Raw genomic sequence first — 14,107 nt, forward strand, 5'->3', positions numbered from 1 at the left:
CGGCGCGTCACTGGCAAAGAGTCTTTTCCCCGTAGTGGGCGCGCAAGGCACCACGACCTTGAGGCTGGTATTTGCGAGCCTTATCCTTATCGCCATCCTGCGCCCATGGCGAGCGAATCTGACCGCAAAATCGCTACGCACTGTGGTGATCTACGGCATTGCGCTGGGCAGCATGAACCTCCTTTTCTATATGTCGTTGCAGACTGTGCCTTTGGGAATCGCGGTCGCGCTGGAGTTCACCGGTCCACTGGCTGTAGCTCTGCTGTCTTCGCGCAAGCCCATCGATTTTCTATGGGTTTCGCTGGCAGTCATCGGCTTATTGCTATTGATCCCCCTCGGGACCTCGAACGAAGCGATTGATCTGCTCGGCGCTGCGTATGCCCTGGGGGCCGGAGTGTGCTGGGCCGCTTATATAGTGTTCGGGCATAAAGCAGGTGCAGACAACGGCGTACAGACCGCCGCGCTTGGCGTAATGATTGCCGCACTCTTCATCGGACCTGTCGGCGTGATACACGCAGGCTCTGCATTATCTGACATTTCATTGGTACCGGCAGCGCTGGGTGTCGCCATTCTGTCGACCGCCCTGCCCTACAGCCTGGAAATGATCGCGCTGACGCGAATGTCGGCACGCACATTCGGCACACTGGCAAGCCTGGAGCCTGTCTTCGCAGCGCTGTCAGGTCTGGTGTTTCTTCACGAGAGCCTTTCACTGACCCAATGGCTTGCAATTGGCGCAATCATCTTCGCGTCCATCGGCGCCACCCTTGGTTCTGCAAACACAAAACCTCAATTGGTCCCTGCCGACTGAACTGACCAAGCAGTCACAAGGTCAAGAAGCGACATGGCACTAGCATTTGTTGAGCGCATGCGCCATGTTTACGCCTGACCTACTCATGTTCGAGAGTTTTGCGTCACAGTTTTACCGACTCATGATCCAGTCAACCGGATGGATCGCGATCAGCAATGGCCCGCTAAGGAAAGGAATGAAATACATTTTTATCGTATTGGCCATGTTGGCTGTGGCAGGTTGTGCAGCTACATCCAAACCCGTCAAGCAAAGCAAGCGCGGCATTCACATCAACTGCTCCGGCCTGACGTCTTCCTGGGCCAAATGCTATGAGCTTGCGACCAACGCCTGTGCGTCAAGGACGTTCAAGGTCATCGCAAAATCGGGCGATGCCACAGAAGAGCCGGAAGACTATCCGTTCGGCCTCAACCCCGCTGGTTATACCAGCCGCAGCATGATCATTGTCTGTAGAAAAAGCACGCCACTGACGGATCCGTTACCGCAGGACTGAGCCTGCGGTAACGCGCTTCGAGATATCAGACAGCGACCGTGCGTGCCTGCAACCACAACAGCGCTGTACCCTGCAGTAGAGGGCTCAATCGCGCAAGAACGTGAGCGTGGTAATCGTTCAACCAGGTGCGCTCTTCCTCGTTCAACATCGAGACCTCGATGCAATGCGTATCGATCGGGCAAAGCGTCAGGGTTTCAAAACGCAGGAACTCGCCGAAATCGGTAGTGCCCGCTTCCTGATTAATCACCAGGTTTTCGATGCGCACACCCCAGCGCCCGGGCCGGTAAGTACCAGGTTCAATAGACGTGATCATGCCTGGGAGCATTGCTGTCTGCGGCGTTGCAGGTGCCTGATAGGCAATAACTTGTGGCCCTTCGTGGACGTTCAGAAAATACCCGACACCATGCCCGGTGCCATGACCGTAGTTGACGCCTTCACTCCAGATTGGCGCTCGGGCAATGGCATCCAGCAACGGCGAAAGAATGCCTTTGGGAAAATGCGTGCGCGATAACGCAATAACGCCTTTGAGAACCCGCGTACAGTCCTGCTTCTGCTCGGCACTCGGCGTTCCGATCGCAACCATGCGCGTGATATCGGTGGTGCCACCAAGGTATTGACCGCCCGAGTCGATCAACAGCAAGCCATCACCTTCTATCTGCGCGTGCTCAGCTTCAGTCGCTCGGTAATGCGGCATCGCGCCGTTGGCATTGAACCCTGCAATGGTTGCAAAGCTGGGTGAAACATATCCCGGACGTCGCTCCCGTGCCTGAGTAAGCTTTTCATCAATCGTCACTTCGCTGATGGGCTCACGTCCCAGCGCGCTGTCCAGCCAGGCGAAGAACTCACAGAGTGCCGCACCATCCTGCTCCATTGCCTGACGGATATGACCGGCATCGGTCTCGGTTTTTTGCGACTTCAGCAGCGTACTCGGATTAAGCCCTTCGACCAGCGTGACTTCACTGTCCAGATAATCGAGCAAGCCGCAGGTAACACGCGCCGGGTCAACCAGCAGTCGTGCGTCTTTCGGCAGCTCGCGCAAGGCTGCGCCAATCTGCGTGTACTCCATGAGATTGATACCGTCGCGCTCCAGACGCGAACGCACCAAGTCCGGCACTTTCCGTGAGTCCACGAATAGCGTGACGCTATACGGGCCTATCAGGGCGAAGGCTATGAAAACCGGATTGTAGGAGACGTCAGCGCCACGCAGATTGAACAGCCAGGCTATGTCATCCAGTGTTGCGATGAAGTGCCAGTCAGCGTTTCGCTCGGCAACGATCTGGCGAACACGAGCCAGTTTTTCACCACGGTCCAGAGATGCCTGAGGAGGCAAGTGTTCGTAGATTGGGTGAGACGGCAAGGCGGGACGGTCCTGCCACAGCTCGGTGAGCAGATCGATATCCGTACGCAGGCGGGCACCGCGCGCGTAAAGCCTGCTTGCAAGAGTGCGCGAAGAGGCAACGGCCAGGACCGCCCCGTCAACGGCAACCACACTTTCGGCTTTGGCTTCGTCTGCCAGCCATTCAAGCGGACCCTGCTGGCCGGGCAACAGTTTTACCAGTTCGATACCGCTACCTGCCAGTTCCTTGGTTGCCTGCTCCCAATAGCGACTGTCAGCCCATATGCCTGCAAAGTCCTGGGTAATGATCAGTGTACCGACCGAGCCGTGAAAACCCGACAGCCACTGGCGCCCCTGCCAATAGCCGGGCAGGTATTCGGAGAGGTGCGGATCCGCTGACGGCACCAGATAGGCATCGATGCGCTCCCTGCTCATCAAGGCGCGGGTTTGCGCCAAACGTTCTGCCACTTCTGAACTGGCATTGGATTGCGTGCTCATTGACTCTCCTGCTGACCCGGAAATTGACTGCTTTCACCGGTTCAGATAATGGAGCACTCATCGAGACTGAGCAACCGCCCAGAACGCTGGCTGAATCAGACAGGCATGAATCGACTCGACCGCACGCTCGATATCCTGATCACGAGTGAAGCGCCCCAGGCTCAGACGTATGGTCTGGCCGGCAGCCTGCGGACTCAGTCCCAGAGCCAGCAGGACGTGTGAAGGCAGGTTCTTCGCCGAGTTACAGGCCGAGGTGGAAGAGAAGGCAAGTCTGTCGCCCAGCGCTGCTATGTCGAGATCGTTGTGGGTAAACGTAAAACTGAGGGTGTGGGCAATCCGCTGGGTGGGACTGCCGTTGATACACACCCCCGGAATATCGGCCAGTCGCTCACAGAGAAGACTATTGAGCCGCTGTATTTCAACAACTTCTTCTTCAAGCACTTCGGCCGCCAGGGCAAAGGCCGCACCCATCCCGGCAATCTGATGCGTCGCCAGGGTGCCGGAGCGCAGACCACATTCATGCCCGCCTCCGTGAATCTGGGCGAGAACCCGTTGCTGCGCGCGCGGGCCGACATACAGCGCGCCAATCCCTTTGGGCCCGTAGATTTTGTGTGCAGAAAGCGACATCAGGTCTACCGCGAGCTGACTCAAGTCAATCGGCAACTTGCCAGCGCCCTGCGCAGCGTCGACATGCAGCAATGCGCCGTGAGCCCTTACCCGCCTGCCGATTTCCGCGATGTCGTTGACTGTACCCAGTTCGTTGTTGACCAGCATCAGCGAGACCAGAAACGTATCATCGCGCAAAGCGGCACTGACCGCGTCGGCGCTGATCAGGCCATCGCTGTCCGGTGCCAGCCAGGTAACCTCGACGCCCTCTTCCTCAAGTTGCCGCGCAGTATCAAGGGTTGCCTTGTGTTCGATCTGACTGGTGATGATATGACCGGATCTGCCTCCGGCGAATGCTGCCTGCCTCTTCGCGCGTTCTTGAGCCACGCCCTTGAGCGCCAGATTGCTGGATTCGGTGGCACCGGAGGTCCAGATGATCTGCGAGGCCTGAGCACCTACCAGACGGGCAACCTGCTCACGGGCAATTTCTACCGCAACGCGGGCCTTTTGTCCGAATGAATGAGCGCTGGATGCAGGGTTGCCAAAATTGCCTGACACACCCAGACAATCGACCATGACCCTGATAACACGCTCGTCCACAGGCGTAGTGGCGGCGTAATCAAAATACAGCACTGGCTCTTTCATGTTCGTTCTCCTGCCTGCAGTCCATGAACACGATCATGCACCAAACCGAATAGAACAAAAAATTATTAATTGATATTTAAATAGATCAATTGGAAATATAAAGAGGCGCAGATTGTAAAATCCAGCGACTTTATTGACGTCTTGCAAAGCACGTTCAGCGTGTCATTTAAATACACCTGCAAGATGATATTTTTTTGACACACTTATGAATCATATAGTTATAAAATCTGCTCTACCATTTATCAAAAATATAACAGAAATCTGACGAAATAATTTGACAGATACCCTGCCGCGACCGATATATAGGACCGTCAGGCGCATTCCGTTGTCACGCACATGCCGCAGAGCATGGCGTCGGGATAATCAAGCCGAAGTCGACCGCGGTTCCGTCCCACGCTGTCAGTTATTTCCACGGTGCTCATCAGGCGCCGGCGGATGTCTGTTGACTCCCCAATCTATTTTTAAAGTGCTGAACGCGTTCGGTGTGGCGGTAGCGTTGCCTGAAGCAATGCAGCGCCTGCACGCAAAAAAAGATGTCCGGTCACGCACTCGGCAACACCCCGATTCAGAGAAACATGGAGGCTTCGATGATTAATGTGACCAAGACGTATCTGGGTGATATCGACCAGTTCAAACGCTACGTCGAAGGTATCTACGCCCGTGGCTGGCTGACCAATCACGGCCCGCTGGCCAAGGAACTGACGGACCGGCTCAAGGACTATCTGGGCGTCAAACACATTATTCTGACCAACAATGGCACCCTGGCCCTGCAGGTTGCCTATCGGGCTCTGGGGTTGAGCGGCAGCGCTGTTACAACGCCATTCAGTTTCGTCGCCACCAGCAGCTCGCTGCAATGGGAAGGTATTCGCCCGGTCTTTGCCGATATCGATCCGGACACCTGGAATATCTCGCCGCAACACATCAAACGCAGCATCGTCGAAGACACCACAGCAATCGTGGGCACCCACGTGTTTGGCAATCCTTGCGACGTAGAAGCCATTCAGCAAATTGCCCGTGAACATAAGCTCAAGGTGATCTATGACGGCGCACATGCATTTGCCGTGCGCCATGCAGGCCAGTCGGTGCTCAACCATGGCGATATCAGCACCCTGAGCTTTCACGCCACCAAACTGTTTCACACGATCGAAGGCGGCGCGATCATCACCAACGACGACGAACTGGCCAGAAGCGCCCACCTGATGTGCAACTTTGGCATATCGGCAGTAGACCGAATCGACGGCATCGGCATCAATGCCAAGCTCAATGAATTCTCCGCAGCCATGGGGCTGTGCATTCTCGACAACATAGGCAACATCCTTGAAGAGCGCGCGCAAATCGCTCACCGCTATACGTCAGCGCTGGAAAGCTACCTGGATCTGCAAAACCCCCAGGCCGACAGCGAACTCAATAACAGCTATTACCCGGTGGCGCTGCGTAACGAGCAACAGCTGTTGACGGTGCGCACCGCGCTCAACCTGCGCAAGATCAACCCTCGCCGCTATTTTTACCCCTCACTGGACACCCTTGAATACCTGCAGCCACAGCCCGGCCAGCCTGTGTCCAGAGCATTGAGCGAACGAGTGCTGTGCCTGCCGATCTATCCCGGCCTGCTGAAAAGCGAGCAGGACCTGGTCATACGCACGCTGATCGAAACCTGTGCTGTGACAGATATGGACTACCCGGCTTGCTCCGCTGCCAGGGTCTGCTGACTATCATGCGTGACACAAGCCCGGTCATTCGCAGCCGTTCGATCATTCGCAACACCGTCCTGAACTACAGCGGACAGGCCTATGTAATGTTGGTCGGGATTCTGATCATGCCGTTTTATCTGGGCCATCTGGGTGCCGAGGCCTACGGCTTGATCGGTTTCTTCACCCTGCTGCAAGCCTGGCTGCAACTGCTGGACGCGGGACTGTCTCCCAGCCTGGTGCGCGCAGTGGCACATCAGCAAGGCACTCCCGTGAGCGAGAAAAGCCTGGGCCGTCTACTGCGCTCATTCGAACTGATATTTCTACCGATCACGATGCTCTGCGGCCTGCTTGTCCATGTCGCCAGTCCCTGGATCGCAGCACAATGGTTGAACGCCAATACGCTGCAACCCGACACTCTGGCGCATTGCATCACCTTGATGGGCATCGTCATCGCCTTGCGCCTGTATTCGACACTCTATAAAAGCGCCATTCAGGGCCTTGAGCAGCATGCCTGGCTGAACGCTGCCAATGTGTCGATTGCAACGCTGCGCTACTTCGGCGGCTTGCTGCTGGTCAGTCAGTTCTCCCGAGACCCACAAGACTTTTTTGTATTTCAGCTCGTGGTCGGGCTGCTCGAAGCCCTGCTTTTTGCCAGCAAAGCCCGCAGGCTGATGCCTGCGCCGCGTTGGCTGACCGGCCTGGACTGGCAACTGATCAAGCCGCTGCTGCCCTTCGCCGCCAGTCTGTCGTTAAGCGCAGTGCTGTGGATTGTGCTGACTCAGGTGGACAAGGTGCTGCTGTCGAATCTGCTGCCACTGGACCAGTACGGCTACTTCTCACTGGTTGCGTTGATCGCCACGGGCATCGTGATGCTGAGCAACCCGCTGGTTCAGACGCTCTTGCCGCGCCTGACTGTGTTGGTGGCCGAAGGTAGGCGCGACGACATGCACACGTTGTTTCTGGCAGCCAATCGCCTTGCCTGTACCTTTCTGTTCCCTCTGGCAGGCGTAATTGCCCTGTATGCCGAGCCGCTGATTATCGCCTGGACGGGTGATCACACAGCTGCGCGCTGGAGTGGACCGGTGCTGGGCTGGTACGCGCTGGGCAGCGGAATCATGGCTGCCAGTGCTTTCCAGTTCTACCTGCAATACGCCTATGGCCAAATGCACTTGCACCTGTGGTACAGCGTGATTTCGACACTGATCAGCGTGCCTGTAATGTTCGTGGCTATCCATTATCAAGGCGTTTACGGCGCAGCGCTGGCGTGGTTTTTTCTGCGTGCGACGTCCTTCGCCATATGGCCCGTCATCGTCCATCGGCACCTGGCACCGGGCCTTCATCGCCAATGGTTGAGCGACATTCTGCGGATCAGTGCGATGACCGCTGCGGGCCTGGCGATCAGCGCGCCTGTGTTCCATCTGATTGCCGATGAAAGCCGTGGCAGCCTGCTGCTGGCGCTCGCCGCCAGCGGCCTTGTCACTCTGGCACTGGTGGCGGCAAGCCATGGGCCGCTAGCGTCAAAAATCTATGTTTTGTTCAGCAAACCGAGTACCTGAGCCATGGACGACACTGCAAAAAATACCGACGAGGCCTGCATGGCACCGCCGTTGCTGAGCATCATATGCCCCGCCTACAACCAGGAGGCCTTCATTGCTCAGGCACTGGACGGGTTTCTGTCACAGCAGACCGATTTCAGGTTCGAAATCCTGATCAACGACGATGCATCCACGGACAGCACTGCACGCATCATTGCGCACTACGCCGAGCGGTATCCGACGATCATTCGGCCCTTCTATCAACAGGTCAACCAGTACAGTCAGGGCGCACCTTGCGTTCCGGGCCTGTTCGCCGAAGCCCGCGGCCGTTACATCGCCTACTGCGAAGCCGACGATTACTGGACTGATCCGCGAAAGCTACAGTTGCAAGTGGACTTTCTCGAGAGCCATGCCGATTACGTCATCACCTATCACGACGCGTTCGCCTTCGACGAATACGGCCAGTATGGCGTGCAACTGCAAGGCCTGCTGCGCAGCGACGCTACGGCGCTGGAGCTGCAACAGGCCAGACGCCTGTCGACCCTGACCGTCTGCTTTCGCAATGTGTTCAGCACAATACCGCCCGAATTGAGCATGTGCGGTGCACCGTTGAACGATATGTGCTGGTGGTCATTGCTGGGGGCCTACGGCAAAGGCAAGTTCATGGCGCAGATCAAGCCGGCTGCCTATCGGCTGCACCCCGGCGGCGTGTTTTCCATGCGCAGCGACAAACGCAAATTGCATATGAACCTGCAGACCTGTTCAAGCCTGGCCAACTATTACAATCGTCTGGGCAATCAGCCCCTGTACGAACACTTCCTGATGCAGACGGTGTGCCTCTCGCTGGCCGCGCTCGCCCCCCGCCACAAACTGCAGACGTTGTGGAAAGTGGCCGGCAATGTTGTCGTCAACCTGAGCAGACGCCTGTTCCAGACCAGTGGCAAAGCACATGTTCAGTAACGTACTGGTGTTGTGCGTCGGCAACATCTGCCGCAGCCCGATGGCCGTCGCGATACTGCATCAACGCCTGGAGGCCACGCAGGTGCGCGTTCAGTCAGCAGGCATCGCCGCGCTGTCAGGTTCGTCCATCGACCCGGCGGCTCGGCAGGTTCTGCAAACGCACCGGGTACAGCCGCAGCGCCATGCAGCTCGGCAGATGAGCCGTGATCTGCTACGCCAGGCCGACCTGATTCTGCTGATGGAGCAGGCACATTTTGCCGACGTCCTCAAACTCGCACCCGAAGTACGCGGCAAAGCCTTTCTGATCGGTAAATGGCAACACCCGCTCGACATCGCCGACCCTTACCGACGTCCCGCATCAGCCTTTGAACAGACCTACACGCAGCTCTCACGCTGCATTGACGACTGGCTTCCTCATTTTCAGTCAGGAGCAACAGGATAAATGACCGTCATGAACCGTCCTTCGCTGGATTTCCACCAGGACTCCCGGATTGATCTGGCAGCGGTCCTGCGCATGCTGTTCGATCACAAAGCGCTGATCCTGTGGACCGTCAGCCTGTTTTTTCTGATCGGTCTGGGCTATGCCATTCTGGCCACTCCGGTGTATCAGGCCACCGCCATGATCCAGATAGAGCCCCGAAAAATCGGCATCGAGGGCACCCCGGAGGTCAGCGCCAAGCCATTGTCAGTGTCGCAGGCGACCACCGAGATCGAGCTGATCAAGTCGCGCGCATTGTTGGGCAAGGTCGTCGACGATCTGAAGCTCAATACGCTGCAGACACCTGATTTCTTTCCGGTAATCGGCCCTTACCTATACCGTACCTTCAAGCCAGTGCGCGACGGTGAATTGGCTAAGCCGTTATTCGGCCTGACGCAATACGCGTGGGGTGGCGAGAATATCGAGGTATTCCAACTGGAGGTGCCGGAGCACCTGCTTGGCGAAAAACTCACCCTCACCGCAGGTAAGCCTGGCCAGTTCTCGCTCTACGACAACGAGCACAATCTGCTGCTTGGCGGCACCATCAACCGCATTGTCGAAGGCAACGGGGTGAAGATTCAGGTCGCTGCGCTGCGGGCGCGTCCCGGTACCGATTTCAGTGTCTCCAGACAGCGCACGCTCAGCACCGCGCTGGTTTATCAGAACCGGTTGAAAATCGCCGAAGCAGGCCGGGACTCGGGCATCATCTACCTGTCCATTGAGGACCAGGACGCACAGCGGGCCAACCGGATTCTCGACGGAGTCAGCCATCTTTATGTACGCCAGAACGTGGAGCGCAGTTCGGCCGAGGCCGCGCAGCGGCTGCAGTTTCTACGCTCGCAGTTGCCTGCCGTGCGCAAACAGCTGGAGGACGCGGAGACTGCGCTGAACACCTTCCAGACCAGCGCCAGGTCGGTGGACCTGAGCATCGAAACCAAAGGCGTGCTTGATCAGGTGGTCAGCCTCGACTCGATGCTTTCCGAACTGAAACTCAGGCGTGTAGAGCTGGAACGGTTGTACACCCGTGAGCACCCGACCTATCGCAGCCTGATGAGCCAGATGAACCAGCTGGAACAACAGAAACAAGGCCTGTTGAAGAAGATCGATGCGCTGCCCATGACCCAGCAGGAGTTGCTGCGTCTGACCCGCGATATGCAGGTCATCAGCCAGACCTACACATTGATGCTCAACAAGAGTCAGGAGCAGGACATTCTGCGTGCTGGCAGCATTGGTAATGTGCGGGTCATCGACAACGCCGACACCAATGTCGAGAAACCCGTCAAACCGATGAAAACGCTGATTGTGCTGATCGGCGCACTGGTCGCGATGACCATCGTATTCGTGCGCCAGGCGTTCTATCGGGGCATCGAGAGCGCCGAAGTCATCGAAAGTCTGGGTATGCCGGTCTACGCATCACTGCCCCATTCGCGTCAGCAGGAACGCCTGGAAAAGCGCGATCAGGACAGCAAGGATTCAAGACTGCTGAGCATTGCCGCACCCGGCGAGCTGGCCATCGAATCGCTGCGCAGCCTGCGTACCAGCTTGCACTTCGCCATGCTGGAGGCGCGTAACAACGTACTGATGATATCCAGCCCGACACCAGGCGCCGGCAAATCGTTTGTATCGAGCAATCTGGCAACCATCATTGCCCAGACCGGCAGGCGGGTTCTGCTGATCGATGCCGATATGCGCAAAGGCTACCTGCATCGGCTCTTTGGCCTGCAGCCCAAACACGGTCTGTCCGACACGCTGGCCGCCCGCTTGCGGTGCACCGAAGTCATCCATCAGACGCGGGTCCGGCATCTGGATTTTATGTCCTGTGGTTTCGCGGCACCCAACCCCTCGGAACTGCTGATGCATGACAACTTCAACAGGATGCTGGCCGAATTGTCGCCGCTGTATGACCTGATCCTGATTGACACGCCACCCATCCTCGCTGTGACCGACGCGACGCTGGTGGGTCGCCAGGCAGGTACCTGTCTGCTGGTTGCTCGTTTCGGCATGACCACCGCCCAGGAAATCGAAGCCTGCAAGCGCCGCCTGGGCCAGAACGGAATTCTGATCAAGGGTGCCATTTTCAACGCGGTGGTGCGCAAGGCCACGACGTCCGATTACGACTACGCGGCCTATGGCTACAACTACCACCCTGCGCCCCGATAACCCGTATTGACGCCTGCCGTTCACTGAGCTGTTTCATTTAAAAGGAATTAATCATGGCCCTCTCCGCCCAGGAAGCTCGCTGGTATCTGATCCAGACCAAACCGCGTCAGGAAGCCCGCGCCGAAGAGCATTTGCGACGCCAGCATTTCCAGTGCTACCGACCGCTGCAGGTCGATGTGAAAAAAACCGCTGCCAGGGTTCAGGCCGACGAGCCTTTGTTTCCCGGTTACCTGTTCATTCAGATGGATCAGGTACAGGACAACTGGTACCCGATTCGCTCCACACGCGGCGTCTCGCGCATTGTGACGTTCGGCGGGCACCCGGTGCCGGTCCGCGATCATCTGATCGAGCAGATCCGCCAGCGACTCTCCACACCTGCGCCCAAAGCACGATTTATTCAAGGTGATCCGGTAATGATCACGACGGGCAGTTGGAGTGATGTGGAAGCCATCTTTCTGAGCGGAGACGGTACCGAGCGTGCGGTGATTCTGCTCAACATGCTGCAACGCCAGCAAAAAATGGTGTTGCCCATCAGCAGCCTGTCAAGGGTCGAAGCCCGCGCGTAAGGCCTGCCGCACCTGTAGGAAACTGCCCAAGGCGTGTGCCTGAAACATGCGTCTCAGCCTGCTTAACCAGCCCCGGAACCACACCATGCCCCACCAGATCACCCTGGTGACGCTCACCTATGGTGACCGTTTCAGCTATCTGCACATATTGATCAGCCGCTCACTGGAGAGCCCGCTAATTGGTCGTGTGATCATTGTCAGCAACGCTTCTATCGCACCATTGCAGGCGCTGTGCGATGAGTGGCCCGAGCGGGTTCAGGTGATCTGGCTGCCTGACAACACCGGCTCGGCCAACGGCTATTCGACAGGCATCAAGGCCGCGCTGGAAAACGGCGACGATTACATCTGGCTGATGGACGACGATAACGCGCCGACCACCCATGCCATTGAGGTGCTGCACCGGTCTTTGCAAGAACGGGAAACGGTCGACGGCCAGGACAATTGCGCAGTGCTCGGCTTTCGCCCCACGCATCAAGCGGACATCGCCGCGGGTGTACCGCTGCGTTACGCAATTCAGCGGCGCTCAAGCTTCTTCGGCTTTCACATCGCCCAGTTGCCATACAAGATCTGGCGACGCCTGCCCTTCGGAAAGCCCGGTGCCAGCGTGCCCATGCCGGAACGGGTGCAGCTCCCTTTCGCCACCTACGGGGGGTTACTGGCCCATCGCAGCCTGTACAAGAAGATCGGACTGCCACTGGACGCGCTCAAGCTGTACAGCGATGACACCGAATACACCTGGCGCATTACCGACGGTGGCGGGAAGGTATTTCTGGTCCCCGAAGCGCTGCTGGAGGATCTCGAGGACTCATGGAACATCAAGGCGCGCACCCGCAACGTCTATGAAAGCTACTTGTCGGGCGGATCGGACCTGCGCGCTTATTACGCCGCGCGTAACCAGGCGTGGTTCGACAGGCATATCTGGGCGTCCTCCCCACTGCTCTATCAAGTCAATCGCCAGGTATTTCTCTGCCTGTTGAGCCTATATGCCTGGCGCTATGACGCCGATGCGCGCCTGAACCTGCTCAACGACGCCATTCACGACGGGGAAGCCAGCGTGCTGGGCCTGAACAAGGCCTACCCGCTATGAAGATACTGTTTATCAGCAGTCTTTATGCGCCCGATATCGGCGGCGGCGCAGAGATCATTCTGCAACGTACTGTCGAGGGCTTGCAGCAACGTGGACACAGCGTCGCCGTGCTGGCCACCACTGATCGGCCCGGCCTGCAGCTGGCAGAGGTCAATCGGGTCAAGGTCTATCGCGCCGGCCTGCTCAACCGGTACTGGCACTTCATCGCCCAGCGTCCGGGCCGTCTGGCGCGGCTTGCCTGGCACTGGCGCGATCGCTACAACGCCGGCATGCGCGAGTACGTGAGGCGAGTGGTGGAACTGGAGCAGCCGGAGCTGGTGGTGTGCCATAACCTCACCGGCTGGTCGGTGTCGGCGTGGGACGAAATAACCGGGGCCAATCGCCCGATCGTGCAGGTCCTGCATGACTTTTACTTGCTCTGCCCGGCCAGCACCATGTTCAAGAAGGGTCATAGCTGTCAGCGCCAATGCACGATGTGCTCGCAGTTGCGCAGCAATCATGCACAGCTGTCAGAACAGGTCGACACGGTCGTGGGTGTCAGCCGCTTCATGCTCGACACCTTGCAGGCGCAGGGCTATTTCAAAGGCGCGCGGGGTTACGTAGTGCATAACGCCAGCCCGTTCACTCCACCGATTTCGGGGCAGCCCAAGGCACCCGCCGATGATGCACCGTTGCGCTTCGGTTACCTGGGCACGCTGTCCACAAACAAGGGGCTGGGATGGTTGATTGATCAATTTCAGCATCTGCCGTTCAAAGCCACCCTGCAGATTGCCGGGCGTGGGCAGGCATCTGATGAAAAGCACTTCAGGGCCATGGCCACATCACCGGACATCAGCTTTGTCGGCGTCCAGAAGCCCGAAGACTTCTACCGCCAGATCGACGTGGCAATCGTCCCCTCCCTGTGGAATGAGCCGTTCGGCATGGTGGCCGTCGAGGCCTGCGCACACGCCCTGCCCGTCATCGCCAGCCGCATGGGCGGGTTGACGGAAATCATCCAGGAACCTCTAAACGGTCTGCTGTGCAATCCCGATGACCCGGACTCGTTGGGGTTGGCAATGCTCAAGCTGCACCAGCAACCGGAACTGCTGGCACGCCTCGGCAGCCAGGCACGCAACAGTGTCGCGTCGTTAATGAGCCTGGACCTGATGCTGGACCAGTACGAAAGCATCTTTGCCCAGACCCTGCAGGACCGCCGTACATACGTCACACAGTAACGGGGCGCAATCTGCCCCATCAAGCCCGTTCAA

General features: G+C 57.8%; 12 protein-coding genes (1 of these 12 only partly in view). 10 read left to right on the forward strand and 2 right to left on the reverse strand.

Annotated features, from left to right (window positions below; all coding sequences use genetic code 11):
- Both rhtA and AC4ANE_RS17035 read left to right on the forward strand, forming a co-directional pair.
- Positions 1 to 808, forward strand: partial view of a threonine/homoserine exporter RhtA gene (gene rhtA / locus AC4ANE_RS17030; protein ID WP_044423801.1) — the 3' portion only. The gene continues 80 nt to the left of window position 1, outside the view; 808 of the gene's 888 nt are visible here — the last part of the coding sequence; its start codon lies off the left edge, out of view; its stop codon occupies positions 806 to 808.
- Between the two features lie 175 nt (positions 809 to 983).
- Complete coding sequence (locus AC4ANE_RS17035) at positions 984 to 1,298, forward strand: hypothetical protein (protein ID WP_002554031.1); 315 nt, start codon at positions 984 to 986, stop codon at positions 1,296 to 1,298.
- Positions 1,299 to 1,323: 25 nt separating this feature from the next.
- Here AC4ANE_RS17035 and AC4ANE_RS17040 read toward each other — a convergent pair whose 3' ends face one another.
- Together AC4ANE_RS17040 and AC4ANE_RS17045 are read right to left on the reverse strand one after the other, a co-directional pair.
- The gene (locus AC4ANE_RS17040) at positions 1,324 to 3,132 is read right to left on the reverse strand and encodes an aminopeptidase P family protein (protein ID WP_460408420.1); all 1,809 of its coding nucleotides are present in this window, start codon (positions 3,130 to 3,132) and stop codon (positions 1,324 to 1,326) included.
- A 57-nt stretch (positions 3,133 to 3,189) separates the two neighbouring features.
- Entirely contained in the window at positions 3,190 to 4,383 is a 1,194-nt protein-coding gene (locus AC4ANE_RS17045; RefSeq protein ID WP_002554033.1) for a cysteine desulfurase family protein, read from the reverse strand.
- 587 nt (positions 4,384 to 4,970) lie between these two features.
- Here AC4ANE_RS17045 and AC4ANE_RS17050 point away from each other — a divergent pair.
- The 8 genes from AC4ANE_RS17050 (at position 4,971) to AC4ANE_RS17085 (ending at position 14,074) form a co-directional block, all read left to right on the forward strand.
- Positions 4,971 to 6,092, forward strand: a complete 1,122-nt coding sequence (locus tag AC4ANE_RS17050; RefSeq protein WP_031594893.1) for a DegT/DnrJ/EryC1/StrS family aminotransferase — start codon at positions 4,971 to 4,973, stop codon at positions 6,090 to 6,092.
- A gap of 5 nt (positions 6,093 to 6,097) precedes the next feature.
- Positions 6,098 to 7,630 (forward strand): lipopolysaccharide biosynthesis protein, encoded by a 1,533-nt coding sequence (locus tag AC4ANE_RS17055; RefSeq protein WP_002554034.1) that lies wholly within the window; start codon positions 6,098 to 6,100, stop codon positions 7,628 to 7,630.
- Positions 7,631 to 7,633: 3 nt separating this feature from the next.
- Complete coding sequence (locus tag AC4ANE_RS17060; RefSeq protein WP_002554035.1) at positions 7,634 to 8,569, forward strand: glycosyltransferase family 2 protein; 936 nt, start codon at positions 7,634 to 7,636, stop codon at positions 8,567 to 8,569.
- Positions 8,559 to 9,011 (forward strand): low molecular weight protein-tyrosine-phosphatase, encoded by a 453-nt coding sequence (locus AC4ANE_RS17065; RefSeq protein WP_002554036.1) that lies wholly within the window; start codon positions 8,559 to 8,561, stop codon positions 9,009 to 9,011. The genes AC4ANE_RS17060 and AC4ANE_RS17065 overlap by 11 nt, the downstream gene beginning before the upstream one ends.
- On the forward strand, positions 9,012 to 11,207 hold the full coding sequence (locus AC4ANE_RS17070; RefSeq protein WP_460408422.1) for a polysaccharide biosynthesis tyrosine autokinase: 2,196 nt from the start codon (positions 9,012 to 9,014) through the stop codon (positions 11,205 to 11,207). It begins immediately after the preceding gene.
- A gap of 53 nt (positions 11,208 to 11,260) precedes the next feature.
- Positions 11,261 to 11,773: a transcription/translation regulatory transformer protein RfaH gene (gene rfaH, locus AC4ANE_RS17075; protein WP_002554038.1), complete on the forward strand. Its 513-nt coding sequence runs from the start codon at positions 11,261 to 11,263 to the stop codon at positions 11,771 to 11,773.
- Between the two features lie 85 nt (positions 11,774 to 11,858).
- Positions 11,859 to 12,860 carry a glycosyltransferase gene (locus tag AC4ANE_RS17080; RefSeq protein WP_002554039.1) on the forward strand — a complete coding sequence of 334 codons (1,002 nt, stop codon included), beginning with the start codon at positions 11,859 to 11,861 and terminating at the stop codon, positions 12,858 to 12,860.
- On the forward strand, positions 12,857 to 14,074 hold the full coding sequence (locus AC4ANE_RS17085; RefSeq protein WP_002554040.1) for a glycosyltransferase family 4 protein: 1,218 nt from the start codon (positions 12,857 to 12,859) through the stop codon (positions 14,072 to 14,074). The genes AC4ANE_RS17080 and AC4ANE_RS17085 overlap by 4 nt, the downstream gene beginning before the upstream one ends.
- Positions 14,075 to 14,107: the final 33 nt, after the last annotated feature.

The sequence above is a fragment of the Pseudomonas sp. Pme6b genome (assembly GCF_058129925.1).

Coding starts and splice junctions, on each gene's coding strand:
- AC4ANE_RS17035 (WP_002554031.1), top strand. CDS start 984: ATGAAATACATTTTTATCGTATTGGCCATGTTGGCTGTGGCAGGTTGT.
- AC4ANE_RS17040 (WP_460408420.1), bottom strand. CDS start 3,132: ATGAGCACGCAATCCAATGCCAGTTCAGAAGTGGCAGAACGTTTGGCG.
- AC4ANE_RS17045 (WP_002554033.1), bottom strand. CDS start 4,383: ATGAAAGAGCCAGTGCTGTATTTTGATTACGCCGCCACTACGCCTGTG.
- AC4ANE_RS17050 (WP_031594893.1), top strand. CDS start 4,971: ATGATTAATGTGACCAAGACGTATCTGGGTGATATCGACCAGTTCAAA.
- AC4ANE_RS17055 (WP_002554034.1), top strand. CDS start 6,098: ATGCGTGACACAAGCCCGGTCATTCGCAGCCGTTCGATCATTCGCAAC.
- AC4ANE_RS17060 (WP_002554035.1), top strand. CDS start 7,634: ATGGACGACACTGCAAAAAATACCGACGAGGCCTGCATGGCACCGCCG.
- AC4ANE_RS17065 (WP_002554036.1), top strand. CDS start 8,559: ATGTTCAGTAACGTACTGGTGTTGTGCGTCGGCAACATCTGCCGCAGC.
- AC4ANE_RS17070 (WP_460408422.1), top strand. CDS start 9,012: ATGACCGTCATGAACCGTCCTTCGCTGGATTTCCACCAGGACTCCCGG.
- rfaH (WP_002554038.1), top strand. CDS start 11,261: ATGGCCCTCTCCGCCCAGGAAGCTCGCTGGTATCTGATCCAGACCAAA.
- AC4ANE_RS17080 (WP_002554039.1), top strand. CDS start 11,859: ATGCCCCACCAGATCACCCTGGTGACGCTCACCTATGGTGACCGTTTC.
- AC4ANE_RS17085 (WP_002554040.1), top strand. CDS start 12,857: ATGAAGATACTGTTTATCAGCAGTCTTTATGCGCCCGATATCGGCGGC.